The organism is Desulfoluna sp. CYM3A (assembly GCF_056829965.1).
The window spans coordinates 24,116-39,218 of sequence record NZ_CP186556.1; the positions used below are offsets into that span (position 1 = coordinate 24,116).

The following is a 15,103-nucleotide window of genomic DNA, read 5'->3' on the forward strand; positions in this document are numbered from 1 at the left end:
AGAGAACCCCGGGCATCACCCCGCAGGAGCCGCAGGTGGGGGCCGTGACAACAGTGCCAGCATGCGTTGGCCTGACACGGCCAGGGCGTAGGCGGTGATGAGGCCGGTCTCCTGCATGGCGTCCCCGGCAGAGCGGGTGCGCTGGTACACGGTCCAGGATTTTCGGCCCAGGCCGATGGAGCCGGGCAGCACGCCCCGGGCGGTGAGCCCTTTTTCCACGGCGGCTTTCATGGCCTGCCACACCGCGGCCAGGTGATCAAAGGCGGCGGTGTTTTCGTGGTCTTGCACGATCCTGCCAATGGGTGATGCCCGGCCCATGGCAATGGTCCATGATCTCCCCGAGGGTTTGGTGGGGATACACGGGTTCCTCTTTCAGGGGCATCTCGCCGGGGGTTCGGATGCTGCCCCCGCCCACGCTGAAGACAATTTGCTCTCCGAGCAGCTCCTTCCCATGGGACAAGGCTTCAAACTTCATCCCGTTGGGGTGCTGGGGCAGGCTGTGGTCCGGTTTCCAGGAGACGTCCAGGCAGTCCCGGCCAAACACCTCGTAGAGGGCCTGGTCGGTGAGGTGCCCTTTGCCGGTGGCGGCCAGGCTTCCGTACAGGGTGACCCGGAATCGGCTGGCCGCAGGATACCGGGAGGCAAACTGCTCAGCGGCAAACCTGGGACAGGTAGTCTTCCTCGACAACAGGCCGAGGCCGATGCGGTACAGTGCGCTTAAGCTCTCCATTCAACCTCACCGAAAAGATCGGGCAAAGGCCACGATGTCGTTGATCAGCACGTCGGGCTCCTCCAGGGAGGCGAAATGGCCGCCGTGGGAAAAGGCGGTCCAGCGCTGAATGTTGTAGAGGCGCTCGGCGTAGGAGCGGGGGGGCCAGGGAAAGCTCTCGGCCGGGAACATGGCCGCGGCCGTGGGAACCTCCACCCTGGGGCGCTCTTTGGTGCCCAGGATGCGCCCACCCTCTTCTCGGCGTCCGTAGTAGATCCAGGTGGAGGTGTTGAAGGTCTTGGTCACAAGGTAGACCATGATGTTGGTGAGCATGCCGTCCTTGGTGTGGGCGCTCTCCACGTTGTCTCCATCGATGTCCGACCAGGCGTGGAATTTTTCCACGATCCAGGCGGCCACACCCACGGGGCTGTCCATCATGGCATAGCTCAGGGTCTGGGGCTTGGTGGCCTGCTGGGTCCGGTAGCCGTTTTGCAGGACCACCCTGGGCAGGGTCTCGCAGGATTTGGCCCAGGCTTCCTCTTCCGGGGTCTGGGGGCCGTCAACGTGTCTCATGGTGGGGAAGTTGATGTGGATGGCCCGGCAGTGATCCGCGTGATCGTAGCCCAGCCAGCTTGAGATGGCGCTGCCCCAGTCCGCGCCGTGGGCGTAGTAGGAGTCGTAGCCCAGCACATCGGTGACCAGGCTGTTGAGGACCCCTGCCATGGCGCGGGGGCCAAAGGGGCGGGGAGGGCGGCCGGAAAACCCGAACCCGGGCAGGGAGGGCACGATAACATCAAAGGCGTCTTCCACGCGTCCGCCGAACCGCTCGGGGTGGGCCAGCTTTTCGATGATGTCCAGGCTCTCCACAAAGGAGCCCGGCCATCCGTGGCTGATGAGCAGGGGCATGGGGTTGTCCCCGCTTCCCTTTTCAAGGATGTAGTGCATTTCTATGCCGTCGACCTCGGCCTTGAAATGGTCGAAGGCGTTCATTTTCTTTTCATGGGCGCGCCAGTCATAGCTCTCAAGCCAGTAGGCGCAAAGCTCTTTCATGTAGTCCAGGTTGGTTCCATGGTCCCACCCTTCGTCCTGGGTCATGTCCTGCCATGGAAAGTCGGCGACCCGTCGGCGAATCTGTTCAAGGGTTTCTTCTGAAATATCAATTGTAAAAGGCGTAACCATACAACATGTCCTTTGCAGTCATGGGCCCCAGGGTAAAAAGGGGCCTGCATGACGTCTGTCTATTTATATCTACGGGGATGACGCAGGCCGACCAGGTGTCGGCCCGTGATCATCCGCTATACTGGGCGGCGTGGGCCGCCCGGAACGTGTGGCGTCAAAAGGCTACCACGCGCGTTTTTGAACAAATTTAAAGAAGAACAGGGCAATGGGCATCACCACGATGTAGGCGATGAAAATGGGCAGCATGATGGACCCTTCCGTGGGGATAAAGGGCAGGTTCAGGTACACCAGCTGGATAGAGACGGTGATGAACACGTTCATCACGGCCAGCTCCACGGCAGCCGGGGATTTGAAATCCGGGTCCACGATGCGGAGCAGCAGGATGCCCGAGGCCACGGTGCCGGTGTAGCACCCCAGGATGGCCAGGCCCCGCTCAAACCCGTACTCGGGCATGCGGCGGGCAAACCAGAGGATGAGGAGGTAAGTCACAATGGCGGCCACGGCAACGGTGCAGAGGAAGGGGACGATGATGGCCTGGATGTCGCTCATGGAGATGCCCATGAACACGGCACAGATCATGTAGTCGATGGTGCTGCTGGTGACGCCGCGGACCGTGGCGTTGTCCAGCACATGGAGGCGGTTGATTTTGTCCAGCACCTTGCGGGTCACAAGGCCCGCGATCATTCCCCAGGTGTAGAGAAGGCCGAATCCCAGGCCGTTGACGCCCTTGGGCATGTTTACGGACCAGGCCAGGGCAAAGACGTATCCCACGCCATAGAGGGCTCCCATGATGGCCAGGTGAAAGGCCAGGTTGTCGATGTTGGCCGGGTGGGTGGTGGTTCGGGTGCACTCGGTGGCCTCGCCTTTGCCCATCATGCCGGTGAGAAGGCTGGTGGGAAGGGCTTTGGAGCTTTTGTCCGCCACCCAGCCGTTTTTGATGCCCCGGTTGGCCAGGGGGATGCCCAGGCAGATGGCGCAGAGGAATCCCATGGCGCCGAAGGCAAGGCCGACGCTGCTGGCGCCGTGGACCCCGTAGGTGCTCTCCCAGATGGTGCCGAAGGCCTGGGCCGCCCCCGGAGACTGGGAGAAGCCGGAGCCCACCAGGTAGCCGAAGCCGGTGAAGAACTCTCCGCCGGTGATCATCCTGGCGAACTCAAAGATGGATTTGCCGGTGACGCCCTGGACCGCGTAGACCAGGCAGTACATAAAGGCCATCCAAAGGGCGCCGTTCTGAAGCCATGTGGACTTGCCGCTGTCCACCTTTTTGTCCTGCTGCAGCAGGCCGATGCCCACAAAACCAAAGGCAAACAGGTGAAAGACCATCACCCCGAAGACCTTGGACGGAATGGTGACCCAGCCCTCGGGCGTGGGCATTCCGATGAGCCCGGTGTTCAAAAGGACAAATCCGATGACGCCGCCGATGAGGGACGACGGGATCAACCGGTTTTGCAAAAACGGAATCTTGTTACGTAAAAAAGCACCACCAACAAGCAGAATACTGATCCAGATAAAGGCGCCCACATATGGGTAGAATGTCGCTGACAAAAAGACCTCCTCTCGGCCCAGGGGGATGCGGTTCCCTGATCCGATAAAAAATGAATTCCCCGGTGTTACCCCACCGTGCTGCGCTGCCCGTTCAGGGTAACATTCTGCAAACCAACGCCCCGGAAGAATAGCAACAAGGATGCCAACCCCCTGAAAAATGAACAGGCCCCTTTTAATCAGTTTGATTTAGGTTATTTATGAATCCTTGTCATGGATTCTGCGTGCCCTCGTCTTTGGCGCTGATTTGTGCAGGAATGCACGCATGATTTCACAAATCAATATAATTTAAAAGGGTTGGGGGAATGTGCAGAATTGCACGGCGTGCAGAACTGCACAGGGCGCGGAAGAAGGTTTTTTTTTAACGTTCGGCGGGTCCCGCCTCCCCGGCCCAGGCCTCGACATTTTGGAGACAGCGTGGTAACTCCTCATAAATTCAGATGATCGTCGGGCCTCTTTGGAACCGTTCCGGGCACCGGCGTCCCTGACTGCCTTGAAATCCCAAACGGCGCATGGATGGCAATGAGCGAAACAGCATACGAAGTCCCCTATTTTCAGGAAAAATACGGCCACCTCTTCAGCGAGATGGATGCGATATTCAACGTGCTCCACGAAGGGATCTGCATCAGCAACGCCGAGGGGGTGATCCTCAAGATGAACCCCATGTATGAGCGGCTGTGCGGGTTGCCCCCGGAGGCTCTTCTCGGGAAAGAGGTGCGTTTTCTGAACAGCAAGGAGGGGGTGTTTGACGGTGCCCATCACGTGAGTCCGGGTGGAGAGCAAAGGGATCCTCCTCTTCATGGGGGCCGTGAGCCCGGTGATCCTGAAATCAAAGCGTCCGGCAAGCTCGGTGCAGCAGACCAGCGGGGGGCGGAAAAACCTGTTGCACGGCTACCCCGTCCTCAATGCCGACGGGGAGGTGGAGCTGGTGGTGACCTTTATCCGGGATATCAGCCACCTGACCCTGTTCAAGGAGCAGATCGAGTACCACAAGCACATTTTCCAGACCTTCTGGAGCAACATCCAGCATGGGGCACGGGAGGTGTCCGCCCCGGACGCCGTTGTGGTGGAGAGCCCGGCCATGAAGCAGGTGATGGCCCAGGCCCGCAAGGTGGCCGCCACCGATGCCACGGAAGCCTCACCGGGGACACCGGCGTGGGAAAAGGCGAGGTGGCGCGATACATCCATTCCCGGAGCGATCGTTCCTAGGGACCCTTTCTGCGCGGACTGCACCAGCATTCCAGAGAACCTCATTGAGTCCGAACTGTTCGGGTATGCCCGGGGCGCGTTTTCCGGGGCAAGGCGGGAGGGAAAGCCCGGCTACTTCGACGTTGCGGCAGGCGGCACCATCTTTTTGGATGAGATTGGCGAGCTCTCCCTGAACGTGCAGGCAAAGCTGCTCCGGGTCCTTCAGGATCAGGAGATCATGCAGGTGGGGAGCCTGAAGCCCAAAAAGATCGACACCCGGATCATAGCGGCCACCAACGTGAACCTGGAAGAGGCCGTGGCCAAGGGCACCTTCCGTCAGGATCTCTACTACCGCCTCCAGGTGAGCGTCCTGGACATCCCGCCCCTCAAAGAGAGGCTCGAAGACATCCAGCCCCTGGCCCAGTATTTCCTTGAGCGCTACAACCTGAAGTACCGCAAGCAGTTTTACTTCTCCGACGACGTGATGCCCATGCTGTTGCGTCACGGCTGGGCAGGCAACGTCCGGGAGCTTCAGAACATGATCCAGGGCATTGTCATCACCCTGGACAAGCGCGTCATCGAACCCGAGGATTTTCCACGGCTCATGCCCAAAGAGGCCGCCCGGGGCTCCCGATCCTACGTACCGGTCCAGGGCCAGGGGGGCAGGCCCCTTAAGGAGATCATGGCAGAGATCGAGTACGACATCCTCAGCAAAGCCATGGAGGGTTGCCACTCCATGGAACAGGTAGCGGAGATGTTCCAGGTGAACCGCACCACCGTGTCCCGCAAACTCAAGGCAGGGAAGAAACAGGGATAGAGGCCCGCCACGCGGGCCGTGTTTTCAAAACATATCCGGGTTAATCGTCCATGCCGGACTCGGCCTTGATCATCTCCCACCCCTCATCCACCACACAGGTGGGGGCTTCCATGTAGAGCAGCTCCTTTGTGTTGAACAGCAGCTCTTCCCCTTCACTATCCAGAAAACCCGCAAAAAAACCGGAGACCTCCGGGCCCAGGTCAAGGGACGAGAAGAATTCGTGGAGCTCATCCGGGGAGCCTGTGTAGCTCTCCATGGGCTCTTTTCGGTTTTTCAGGAAGATCGTGATGGGGCCGTCGCTAAGTGCCTGGTCTTTGTCGGAGGTGGCGGGTTCCCACAGGATATTTACGGCCTGGATGTTGGAGAGGTTTATGGCGATGGTTTTCCCGTTAACGGTGTCGCTGACGAAAAAGCCCTCTGCCTCAACACCTTCTCCGAACTGGAGGAGGGTGGATGTGAAGCGGTCTTTCTCTTCTTTTCGAAGGCTGACGAAGACGGGTTCGTCCACCGTGGCCAGATACAGTCTCAGGATGAAGGTGTTGGTCTGTTGGGTGTCGTTCACGGTGAAGGCCTCCTGTTGCCGGAATGAGTGGGTACGTTTGAGTTGAAGGCCCACGATACGTGATGCGTTTTGTTTCAGCAATAACTCATTGGACTGGCTGCCCACTGTTTTGTCGGTGGCATTTCCCCCCTGATTCACACGGGTGTTCCCCGATGGTGGATCCTTCTGTTTTATTTCGACTATCCATGGAATTTGAATTGAAAACGCCCCGGGATTGGCGTAGGCAACGCAAAAGGGGCGAAGCCCGAGCCCTGAGGAAGATCGCGTTTCCTCCGCAATTCCCCGGCCCAACGGGCCTCCGCCCCGTGCCTTTGTGTGTTAACCCCCCAGACCCCGTGTGGAGTGATCATGGACAACTCAAACCGACTTTATTTCATGGATAATTTACGGAGCCTTACCATCATCCTGGTGGTGGCCCTTCATACATCCCTTTGCTACATGGCCTTTGCCCCGGAGTGGTGGTATGTGCTGGACCCCCAGCGCAGCCTCTTTTTCACCGCCGTGGTCATTGTGCTGGATGTCTTTATCATGCCCGTCATGTTCTATATTTCGGGGTATTTTCTCTTTGCCTCTTTAAGGAAGCACGGCACCGGGCGCTTTCTTAAGGGCAAATTCATGCGCATCGCCCTGCCCTGGGTGGTGGGGGTGTTTGTCCTGGCCCCGCCCCTTGCCTACATGATTTACTTTTCGCGCCAGATCCCCGTCTCCTACATCGACTTTTTCACCCATGATTTCTGGGGCAAAGCCTATCAGCAGGCCCACTACTGGTTCATCGGGGTGCTTATGGGGTTTGTTCTGGTGACAACAGCCCTGGCGTTGGCCTTTCCCTCCCTTGTGAAAAAGCCCGATCAGCAGAAAACTCCCGGGCCTCTGTTCCATGTGGGCTTTGTGGCCCTTACCACCCTGATTTTCCTCGGTGCTTCCCTGTCTTTCCCCCTGGACAGTTGGATCCATCCCGGCTACGTGTTCGTGTTCCAGCCCGTGCGCATCGGCGGCCTGTTCCTCTTTTTTCTCCTGGGCATTTACTGCGAGCAAAACGGCTGGTTCACCCAGGGCGGCTATGAACCCAAAGCCCTTCCCTGGGGTGTTCTCGCATTGATCTCCGGGGCCCTGTACCTTTACATGAAGCTTGTCTTCCCCGAACCAAAGCTCACCACTCTGCTTCTCAAAGGGGCCAACGCCGCGCTTTTCAATCTATTCTGCTACACCTGCATTATCTGGCTCCTGGCCCTGTGCAAGACCTGCTTCAATCGCACCGGCACCGTGCTCAGGCACTTCTCCGACAACTCCTACGGCAGCTATTACGTGCACCAGTTCTTCGTGTTCGGGGTCTCCTACGGCCTCACCAAGGTGCAGCTTCCCATATTCCTTAAATTCGCGCTGACCCTCACCCTGGCCGTGACGCTCTCCTGGGGCACCTCGGCCCTGATGCGCAGCAGCGCCGCCATGCGCCGGGTGTTTTAACCCCCCTCGTCCAGTGCCGGGGCCTGCCACAGGCTGTGCCCCGGCACCAGGGAACACACGCCTCGGTGCCGGTTCATTGCCGCAGCACCGGATGCTCCTCCACTGGCCGCGGTCCCCGGCCTTCCGACATCTTCTCCTGTTCCTGCTTGTAAATCGCCACAATCCGATCCAGCTTTTCATACTGCCGGGCCAGCAGATCCTCGGCGATGGTCCGCACGCCCCACCGCTTGAAATCCACCTGAAGCCCGTTTCCCCCCGGGGCCTCAGCTCCGTCCAGCTCCACAAGAAAATCCCCCACCGACGCCAGCAACCGGTGAATATCCTTAATGGCCTCACACAACTCCGTGATCTCCGACCCCGCAAAAATCCCGGGCTCGCTACACATTTCTGATCGTGTCATGATGGACTCCTTTTTTTTCGTGAATTGCAAATGGCAAATTGTGAATGGCAAAAGGCAAAAGGCAAAAGGCAAAAGGCAAAGGGCAAAGGGTAAAAGGTGAATAGTGAATGGTGAATAGGGAATAGGGAATAGAAAAAGATCATTCCCGCTATGCCGTGCCGTCCGGGGTACCTGCAACGCCCAAGCTCCGTGGCCCGTAGGGTGCGTCCCACGCACCGAAACCGATGCGTGGCATTCCCCGACAACACCCCAAAAACGAAACCCTTTGGGACCCGCTTATTCCCCCCCCCTATGCCAAAGACCCAAGCTACCTCCAACGCCCGAAGCTCCGTGGCCCGTAGGGTGCGTCCCACGCACCGAAACCGATGCGTGGCGTTCCCCGGCAACACCCCAAAAACGGAAGCCTTTGGGACCCGCTTATTCCCCCCCCCTATGCCAAAGACCCAAGCTACCTCCAACGCCCGAAGCTCCGTGGCCCGTAGGGTGCGTCCCACGCACCGAAACCGATGCGAGGCGTTCCCCGGCAACACCCCAAAAACGGAAGCCTTTGGCACGCGATTATCTATCCCCCATGACCTATGACCTTTATCGCGTCCCACTCCCCAGAACCGATGCGTGGCATTCCCCGACAACACCCCAAAAACGAAACCCTTTGGGACCCGCTTATTCCCCCCCCCTATGCCAAAGACCCAAGCTACCTCCAACGCCCGAAGCTCCGTGGCCCGTAGGGTGCGTCCCACGCACCGAAACCGATGCGAGGCGTTCCCCGGCAACACCCCAAAAACGGAAGCCTTTGGCACGCGATTATCTATCCCCCATGACCTATGACCTTTATCGCGTCCCACTCCCCAGAACCAAAGCGTGGCGTTCCCCGACACCACCCCAAAAACGAAACCCTTTGGGACACGATTTCCTATCCCCTATCCCCTATCCCCTATCCCCTATGACCTATAACCTGATATCTCGTCCCACATACCGAAACCGAATCATGGCGCTCCTCGACGCCCCGCCATCATTCGCATGGTTTCATTGTCGGCCAACACCCAAGCGCACCAACAGCAACACCAAACACGGTTTTTATTCACAGCTTACTGAAAGAGGAAAATTTTTCAGGGCCAGACATGCCTCAAAAAAGAAAACATGTCGTTCCCTGAAAGGGAAAAGGGAAGGCGCGACTCCGTCAAACACAAGTCGCGGAGAATGGGCGCATCGCTAAGAATACCAAGGCTGATAGAGCACGCGCAGAGACCCGGTGAAGCGCCTTCCCGGTCGTTAATCAGGGAAGCACGCGTGCATGGGCCATTTGGCACAGCAATAGCGTTTGTAAAAGGGGATTCGTGTACTGGGGATTAAGGAAAAATCGCCTTGAAAAGGAGAGGGGGGTGGTGTAAAAAACCGTTTAGCCATGATGACCTCTCTGGAAGGTTGTTTTGGTCAGGCCTGGCAGGATGTTAGCCGCATCCTGTCGGGTCGCATCATGTGTCGATAATAACTAGTTATCGTCTCCCACCATAATTTCATCTTTTTTGCCTGTCAAGATTTTTGTCTGAAAAATTCAACTGTTATTCGTTTTGAGAGATATGGAATGATGCGGTGCTTAGGCCTGCATGGGGTTGGTATACGCAGTGCTGCCTGAAGCCTCGATGCTTTGACGTCAGGATTGTGAACGACCACACATAAGGATCTTTGACCGCTGATCAGGCGTCAAACAGCTGCCGACCAAGAAACCGAAACACATACGAAGGAGTATGCCCCTTGAGCAGTGATATAGCTGAAAAAGACTGGAAACTGCTCCGTGATTTGCAAGATCTCACCTTGAATACAGCCTGCGACAAGGTGCTGCAACGGGTTGCAGACCTTGTGGATTCGCGAGGTGTTGAAAATCACACATACTATCAGAAACTGTGGACACTTATGCAGGATGAAGACGAGCAGATATCCCTCATGTTTGATAGCTTCAAGCGAAGCACCGCCAAGGTGGCCATGTGGCGGAAAAACGGCTTGCTGTCCGAGGAAGTGTTCGGAAAGCTGACGAAGGAGACGCAAGAGCAACTTCTGGCGTATGAAAAACAGTGGAGGCAGAAGTTATATGAAAGACTGAAGGGCCTATGAGGTTTGCAAAAGTGTAGTGATCAGCGAAAAAACAAGCACCCAAATTAAATGGTAACTTCTAAAGGCTCTACCATCGGATTAGCGGTTTCTTGGTGTCACCAATCTGCGCCACGCATCCCAATTTAATAATATTATGAAAACTAAAATAACGTAGAGACATAGAATGCTCTCGCAAAACATTTTGCAGTTACTTTTTGACAATAAAGTTTTTTGTCCAATATCAAGACGCGACTCAGGATCCCACGTTCAACAAACCTGAATATCGGCAATTTTTGGAGAGAATTCTGGATCTAATAGAGCCATTTGTCGACGGATATTTGATCGGTAATCTATGGAGGGTTGTAGGCAAATCTCAAATTCCGATAGGGTAACAGTTTCCAAGTTTGGAAATAATAGTTTCAGATAGCCGCAGGTCAGACGCTGAACGGACTCAGTATCACGCAAGTCACCGTATGATTGAGTGTGGTCCTTAACGAAAGTCATATGTTCCTGGTTTACTCTAAAGAGAAGTACAAGCACTCCTCGAAGTAATCAGCTCGCAGGGCAAAGGACTGACACAATGAGGTTGATTGTATTCTGGGAAGCTCCCAGCCAGGAACCAATGCGTGGAAACGGTCAAGAAGAGCTGCTGCTTCATGACCCCTCAACCATCTCGGCAATTCGGTAAAACAATTTTCATCTCGTGGTCGCCCATCAACAATGGGAACATTACCCAAGATAACAAAACCCGCGTCAGAAGAACCATGAAACCCCATGACACGATACTCACCAGACTCTAAATACCCTTTAAGAGCCCCGACAATTTCTCCTTCATTGCTCAGCTTGATAGTTTGAATCTCATCTAATATCACTGCATTATAATTTGAAATGATACCAGATTGCTGACTACTTATATCGTAAAAAAGCTGGGCTCGAGTAACGACACCACCACTCACAAGCCATGCGTGCCTCGACAACTGACTATAAATGTATGACTTTCCCGTCCCCTTGGGTGCAAGCTCCATGATATTTACACGGGGTTCATGAAGAGTAGCAGCCGGGATAAAATTAATAGTTTCTGTCTTGTTGAGTATTCACGCTCGTCATAGCCCATTGTCCGGGCCAGCAATGCCAGCCACTCTGATAGGTCAAATTCTTTTCGTTGAGCAAGAAAATATTCAAGGTCAAGGTCGTGGCTGGACTGGGGTTAAAATTCGTCATAACGATATCATACTTATCTTCCTTCTCCTGAGATGGCATCCAGGTTAAAGTACCACTTCCCCAAACATTGCCCATTAGCAACAAAGGATTAGCATCAACTATGGAATCAAGTACAATCCCATTGAGGTCAAGGCAAGGAATTCGTAATTGTAAGGTTCCTTTGGTTGGGTGAACCTTTACGCTGAATGAATCCAGAATTTTCAACGGTGTGCCGTTACGCAGATCATACATCAAAGTTTCTTTCTGCTTTTTGTCTGGCAGGTATTTTGCGACAAATTTTTGCATACCTTCACTGTTGATACTCCCAGAACCATCGCTATAACGACTGACTAACCAGTCAGAGACAAATGCTGGAATTGTGCGCCCAGAGAGCCCGACTTTGGATGCTATCCCTTTGTGTACACATACGTCCGGAAACGAACTGGCTATCTTCCGGTCAAGATATTCCTGATTTATTTCATTCTCAGATATCGAAGTCATCGTCAAAATCCGTTGACATAGCGCCTTTGGTCGGCACTTTTTTTATTGTTAATGTCTTATCAGCTCTTCGCGACCTGCTTAAACACGATAGCGAATAGATAAATCGATGTTACTATCGCCTATGGTAGAGGCATTGAAATGAAAATATAATTTATGAATTTTACTTTTACCAATTTTGATTGGCAGGCTCGATAATGGCCTCTATTCCAGTTAGTTCTATTTCAACCACTTTCACGGCATAGTTGTTGGGGTTAGATATATTCAGTACAACATCATTCTCGGTACGTTTGCGAAAGATATCCCCCTCAAGTGAAAAAATAAGCGGTTCAAGAGCTGTAGGCTTCTTGTTGCTGAATAAAAACCAGGGGACAGCCATCTCTTGGGGAGAACAACCGCCGTGGGTAGCGCCATGGGGGCGACAGTTAAAACAGCAGTATCCCCGGGTAAAATCACTTCTTTTTTTAAACCGCATAAGCCGGGATTCAACTTCCATACATGTTTTACAGGCAGAGACTCAACAAGCTCCTGCTCTAATCCCGAGAGTGATTGAGTTTTGCCATGCTTTCCAGTACCGATTTTAATAACCTCAGCATCCTTAGGAAGAATTGTATAGCCATGGTCACTGCAAATCAAAACCTTGAGAGACTTTCCGTAAAAAGGTCTTTGAAATCCTTTAGACATTGAACAATCTGATTTGCTTGACGATTGACATACTCGTGATATTTGTATTTTCTTGAGAATTGCCGAAGGTTGGAGTGTAAATATTCTCGGTCGAGCTGATTGTCCAAATATAAATAGATCTTGGCAGGCTCCTGAATGAGCTCAAGAAGAGAACCATCATTATCTGTTTTAGCTTGCACGATCATTTCCCGCTAATCCCAGAAAGCCTTGCAATAAATCTTTGTAAAAGACAGCATTCGGTTTTTCATCTGGAATTTGCGACTTCATTTTCCCTGCCACCAGGACTGGCTTAGCAACTTCAGTCTGTGAAGGCAAAAAAGAAAAAGGGAACTGGCTCTGTTAATGGATAAGGGTTGTTTTTTTGCATTATTGGCAATACCACTTCACAGGCGCAGAGGTAGTCAAGACCGTCAAAAACGACCATGAGAATCGGTTCATCAATACTGCATCCTTTTAGTTGGGAAATTTGTCGGTATGCCATTCCCTCTCCATTAAACAGCATCTCTTTTTTGTAATGCTGCTGGAGCCAGTCTTCAAAATTATTTAAATATGGTTCTGTTGCATCTAATTTTCCAAGCAGCGAACAAAGAGTCGTAATATGGAAAGATATTCATTTTCCATCCAACTTTGAACTTCTGACACACTGCTTTTATCCGATATAAAAGAAGGAGCATCAGCGAGGATGAGTTGCTTGGCCAAAGAGATGACTTCAGGGATATTTAAAGACACTATACGATCGTAAACCGAAGTGCTTATCGTTATCCCGGCCTGCAGCTGTTGGCGGAGCTGCTCCTGAAGAAAATTTGCCTCGAAATCCAGTTTTCCTGAAATAAACAGGATAGCTTCTTCGGGTGAAATTTCCCATTTTTCCAATAGAAAATTTCTGGCAAAAGACAGCAATTTTTTCCGGAATTTGAAGAGAGGAAACGAGGTGTGGGAGCTGAGTACGATTAGGAAATTTGGATAATTCAAACCAAATTTCATCCTGCTGTAACCAGTCCGAAATCTTGTTGTCAGGATACAAAGATAATTGCTGTTCCCAAATGACGAACTTAGCTCTTTGAAATGGGTTCTCCAACAACCATGTTAAAAGCTCTATTTGACAAGAGCGCTGGTGATGCCAAGTTTTCAAGTGCTCGTGTACAAGGAGCTTTTCAAGGGGGTGTAGCTCTTTTTCATCACGGCCTGTGAAGTATTCAAATAAAGCCGAAAGTCCATCTTGAGTATCAGGGACGTGGCTAACCCAAATCTTCTCCCAGAAGAACCCTCTTTAACCAATTTTCAATTGTTTCTCCGTTGCTGGGTTGTTCTTTTGCTTTGCCAAGCAAATCCATCTCCACAACCCATTGAGGATGAGCCGTTATATACTTAGGTATCACGGCTTGCTGCAGTATCCCAGCGAGCATTGCAACTGGATCAAGAACTTGCTTTATTGCTCCGTATTTAAGAGCGGAATCGAAATACTTGAAAAGAACTTGATTACGGACGATAACCCGTAAGTCATCTCCAGACTCAGAATGTACCTTAATCGTGGAAAGCTCATCCTCAAATTGATCAGCTTCAGTTACAAGACGATCCTTTTCAGTTACTTGGCAAAGTTCATATTGGTCGCAGATAATTTCAATCATAGGCCTTATGCTCCGAAAATATGCTTGCCGACAACACGATAGATAATTGCTACTTTTTTGGCCATTGATACCTTTTCCTAACTGCTCCAGGGTAGAATTCAGCATGTTTTCAAGGACACCACCATTTGTCGAGAGAGAGTCCATGATTGTAAAGGTCCTCACCGATATTTTTGCCGTTCAAAAACATACTGAGGGATCCTTGACCTGGTAGCGGAGTTGGGACAGGATCAGACTCGTCTCCTTTGACTGGATCGACACGTGGTTGTGGTTCAAAGGAATCAATGAAACTCTTTGCAGATTCGAGTTTTGCAGCAAATTTTACCACCATATCATCCCCCCAGGAGGAGAAGGCGAGTCCTGTCAACTTCTCTGCAATGTCCAGCAAGACGACGTCGTTGATGTCATCACTCTCACGGCAAGTATTAACTAAACGAGCCATATCACCGCCATAGACATAAATTCTCTTTTCCTCAGAAAGCCCTCTGAACCAGGTCGCTAAACCTATGCCTGGTTTAGAGTCACAACCAAAGACATCGCTATACACAGAAATAACTCGTGTTTTTAACGTATCAAATAAATTTTCAAATTCTTTTATTATTGGGCCGACTACATCTTCAACCCGTTTTTGTTGAACTTTTTTATCCGTATCAAAAACATACTCAAAGGCATCTTTCAGGTAAATTTGCTGAATATCTGGTTCAAGCTCTGCAAGAGGCCGAAACATATATTCGCGTAAAATGGCCGCTTCATCAGAAATTTCTTCTGTTAATTGAGCATGTTTAGGCAAGGCACGATACCAGGCCCCAACCATATTTCCGACTTTCTTTACTCTCTCAAGGGGTGGATCAGCTGGGCTAAGTTCAACATTAAATAGCTTGGCCATGCCGTTAGTCAGGGCTTTTTGATTGGAACTAACATTCACATATACCAACTTGTATTTTTCCGGCGAAGTGAAAACCTTTTCCAATGTATCGTTTTCAATAACGGTTATCTTTTCTATATGGTTAGCATTACGAAGGAACTCAAATGATATATTGCCAAAAGCCAACTCATTATGAGCTACGGCTGCAAAGAACAGAGGCATGGCTCGGCATTTCACTCCGAATGGCGGTTTTCGTAATGCCCGAACAACATTATCCAT

Annotated in this window: 16 protein-coding genes and 2 pseudogenes; 4 read left to right on the forward strand and 14 right to left on the reverse strand. The window is 52.4% G+C overall.

Going from position 1 to position 15,103, the window contains the following annotated elements:
- Positions 1–15 precede the first annotated feature (15 nt).
- The 4 genes from ACOYW1_RS00200 to ACOYW1_RS00215 all read right to left on the reverse strand — a co-directional run bounded on the left by ACOYW1_RS00200 (position 16) and on the right by ACOYW1_RS00215 (position 3,409).
- Complete coding sequence (locus ACOYW1_RS00200; RefSeq protein ID WP_482421204.1) at positions 16–288, reverse strand: hypothetical protein; 273 nt, start codon at positions 286–288, stop codon at positions 16–18.
- Positions 257–730, reverse strand: a complete 474-nt coding sequence (locus ACOYW1_RS00205) for a serine dehydratase beta chain (RefSeq protein WP_482421205.1) — start codon at positions 728–730, stop codon at positions 257–259. The genes ACOYW1_RS00200 and ACOYW1_RS00205 overlap by 32 nt, the downstream gene beginning before the upstream one ends.
- 6 nt (positions 731–736) lie before the next feature.
- A complete protein-coding gene (locus ACOYW1_RS00210; RefSeq protein ID WP_482421206.1) occupies positions 737–1,888 on the reverse strand; it encodes an epoxide hydrolase family protein in 1,152 nt (383 codons plus the stop codon).
- 162 nt (positions 1,889–2,050) lie between these two features.
- Positions 2,051–3,409, reverse strand: coding sequence for a sodium/glutamate symporter (locus ACOYW1_RS00215; RefSeq protein ID WP_482423874.1), 1,359 nt, complete (start codon positions 3,407–3,409; stop codon positions 2,051–2,053).
- A 606-nt stretch (positions 3,410–4,015) separates the two neighbouring features.
- Here ACOYW1_RS00215 and ACOYW1_RS00220 point away from each other — a divergent pair.
- A pseudogene (locus ACOYW1_RS00220) lies at positions 4,016–4,135 on the forward strand (PAS domain-containing protein); the annotation flags it as partial.
- Positions 4,136–4,202: 67 nt separating this feature from the next.
- Positions 4,203–5,435: a sigma-54 interaction domain-containing protein gene (locus ACOYW1_RS00225; RefSeq protein ID WP_482421207.1), complete on the forward strand. Its 1,233-nt coding sequence runs from the start codon at positions 4,203–4,205 to the stop codon at positions 5,433–5,435.
- 40 nt (positions 5,436–5,475) lie between these two features.
- On the opposite strand, the gene ACOYW1_RS00230 is transcribed toward ACOYW1_RS00225, so the two are convergent.
- The gene (locus tag ACOYW1_RS00230; protein WP_482421208.1) at positions 5,476–5,997 is read right to left on the reverse strand and encodes a hypothetical protein; all 522 of its coding nucleotides are present in this window, start codon (positions 5,995–5,997) and stop codon (positions 5,476–5,478) included.
- Positions 5,998–6,345: 348 nt separating this feature from the next.
- On the opposite strand from ACOYW1_RS00230, the gene ACOYW1_RS00235 reads away from it, so the two are divergent.
- Entirely contained in the window at positions 6,346–7,461 is a 1,116-nt protein-coding gene (locus ACOYW1_RS00235) for an acyltransferase family protein (protein ID WP_482421209.1), read from the forward strand.
- A gap of 73 nt (positions 7,462–7,534) precedes the next feature.
- Here the strand turns inward: ACOYW1_RS00235 and ACOYW1_RS00240 are convergent, their stop codons facing one another.
- Positions 7,535–7,861: a hypothetical protein gene (locus tag ACOYW1_RS00240; RefSeq protein ID WP_482421210.1), complete on the reverse strand. Its 327-nt coding sequence runs from the start codon at positions 7,859–7,861 to the stop codon at positions 7,535–7,537.
- Positions 7,862–9,616: 1,755 nt separating this feature from the next.
- Between ACOYW1_RS00240 and ACOYW1_RS00245 the strand changes: the two genes are divergently transcribed.
- Complete coding sequence (locus tag ACOYW1_RS00245; RefSeq protein WP_482421211.1) at positions 9,617–9,973, forward strand: hypothetical protein; 357 nt, start codon at positions 9,617–9,619, stop codon at positions 9,971–9,973.
- Between the two features lie 246 nt (positions 9,974–10,219).
- Here ACOYW1_RS00245 and ACOYW1_RS00250 read toward each other — a convergent pair whose 3' ends face one another.
- From ACOYW1_RS00250 to ACOYW1_RS00285, 8 genes and pseudogenes are all read right to left on the reverse strand, one after another.
- Positions 10,220–10,456, reverse strand: coding sequence for a BREX system Lon protease-like protein BrxL (locus tag ACOYW1_RS00250; protein ID WP_482421212.1), 237 nt, complete (start codon positions 10,454–10,456; stop codon positions 10,220–10,222).
- An 11-nt stretch (positions 10,457–10,467) separates the two neighbouring features.
- Positions 10,468–11,087, reverse strand: a pseudogene (locus ACOYW1_RS00255) (BREX system Lon protease-like protein BrxL).
- Positions 11,021–11,653, reverse strand: coding sequence for an anti-phage BREX system Lon protease BrxL (locus ACOYW1_RS00260; RefSeq protein ID WP_482421213.1), 633 nt, complete (start codon positions 11,651–11,653; stop codon positions 11,021–11,023). The pseudogene ACOYW1_RS00255 and the gene ACOYW1_RS00260 overlap by 67 nt, the downstream one beginning before the upstream one ends.
- 166 nt (positions 11,654–11,819) lie before the next feature.
- Positions 11,820–12,146, reverse strand: coding sequence for a hypothetical protein (locus ACOYW1_RS00265; RefSeq protein ID WP_482421214.1), 327 nt, complete (start codon positions 12,144–12,146; stop codon positions 11,820–11,822).
- Positions 12,147–12,632: 486 nt separating this feature from the next.
- Complete coding sequence (locus ACOYW1_RS00270; protein WP_482421215.1) at positions 12,633–12,815, reverse strand: hypothetical protein; 183 nt, start codon at positions 12,813–12,815, stop codon at positions 12,633–12,635.
- An 83-nt stretch (positions 12,816–12,898) separates the two neighbouring features.
- A complete protein-coding gene (locus ACOYW1_RS00275) occupies positions 12,899–13,207 on the reverse strand; it encodes a hypothetical protein (protein ID WP_482421216.1) in 309 nt (102 codons plus the stop codon).
- A 365-nt stretch (positions 13,208–13,572) separates the two neighbouring features.
- Positions 13,573–13,962: a hypothetical protein gene (locus ACOYW1_RS00280; protein WP_482421217.1), complete on the reverse strand. Its 390-nt coding sequence runs from the start codon at positions 13,960–13,962 to the stop codon at positions 13,573–13,575.
- A gap of 109 nt (positions 13,963–14,071) precedes the next feature.
- Positions 14,072–15,103, reverse strand: a complete 1,032-nt coding sequence (locus tag ACOYW1_RS00285) for a hypothetical protein (RefSeq protein WP_482421218.1) — start codon at positions 15,101–15,103, stop codon at positions 14,072–14,074.

Coding starts and splice junctions, on each gene's coding strand:
- ACOYW1_RS00260 (WP_482421213.1), bottom strand. CDS start 11,653: ATGACTTCGATATCTGAGAATGAAATAAATCAGGAATATCTTGACCGG.
- ACOYW1_RS00205 (WP_482421205.1), bottom strand. CDS start 730: ATGGAGAGCTTAAGCGCACTGTACCGCATCGGCCTCGGCCTGTTGTCG.
- ACOYW1_RS00235 (WP_482421209.1), top strand. CDS start 6,346: ATGGACAACTCAAACCGACTTTATTTCATGGATAATTTACGGAGCCTT.
- ACOYW1_RS00210 (WP_482421206.1), bottom strand. CDS start 1,888: ATGGTTACGCCTTTTACAATTGATATTTCAGAAGAAACCCTTGAACAG.
- ACOYW1_RS00280 (WP_482421217.1), bottom strand. CDS start 13,962: ATGATTGAAATTATCTGCGACCAATATGAACTTTGCCAAGTAACTGAA.
- ACOYW1_RS00270 (WP_482421215.1), bottom strand. CDS start 12,815: ATGGCATACCGACAAATTTCCCAACTAAAAGGATGCAGTATTGATGAA.
- ACOYW1_RS00240 (WP_482421210.1), bottom strand. CDS start 7,861: ATGACACGATCAGAAATGTGTAGCGAGCCCGGGATTTTTGCGGGGTCG.
- ACOYW1_RS00265 (WP_482421214.1), bottom strand. CDS start 12,146: ATGGAAGTTGAATCCCGGCTTATGCGGTTTAAAAAAAGAAGTGATTTT.
- ACOYW1_RS00250 (WP_482421212.1), bottom strand. CDS start 10,456: ATGACTTTCGTTAAGGACCACACTCAATCATACGGTGACTTGCGTGAT.
- ACOYW1_RS00285 (WP_482421218.1), bottom strand. CDS start 15,103: ATGGATAATGTTGTTCGGGCATTACGAAAACCGCCATTCGGAGTGAAA.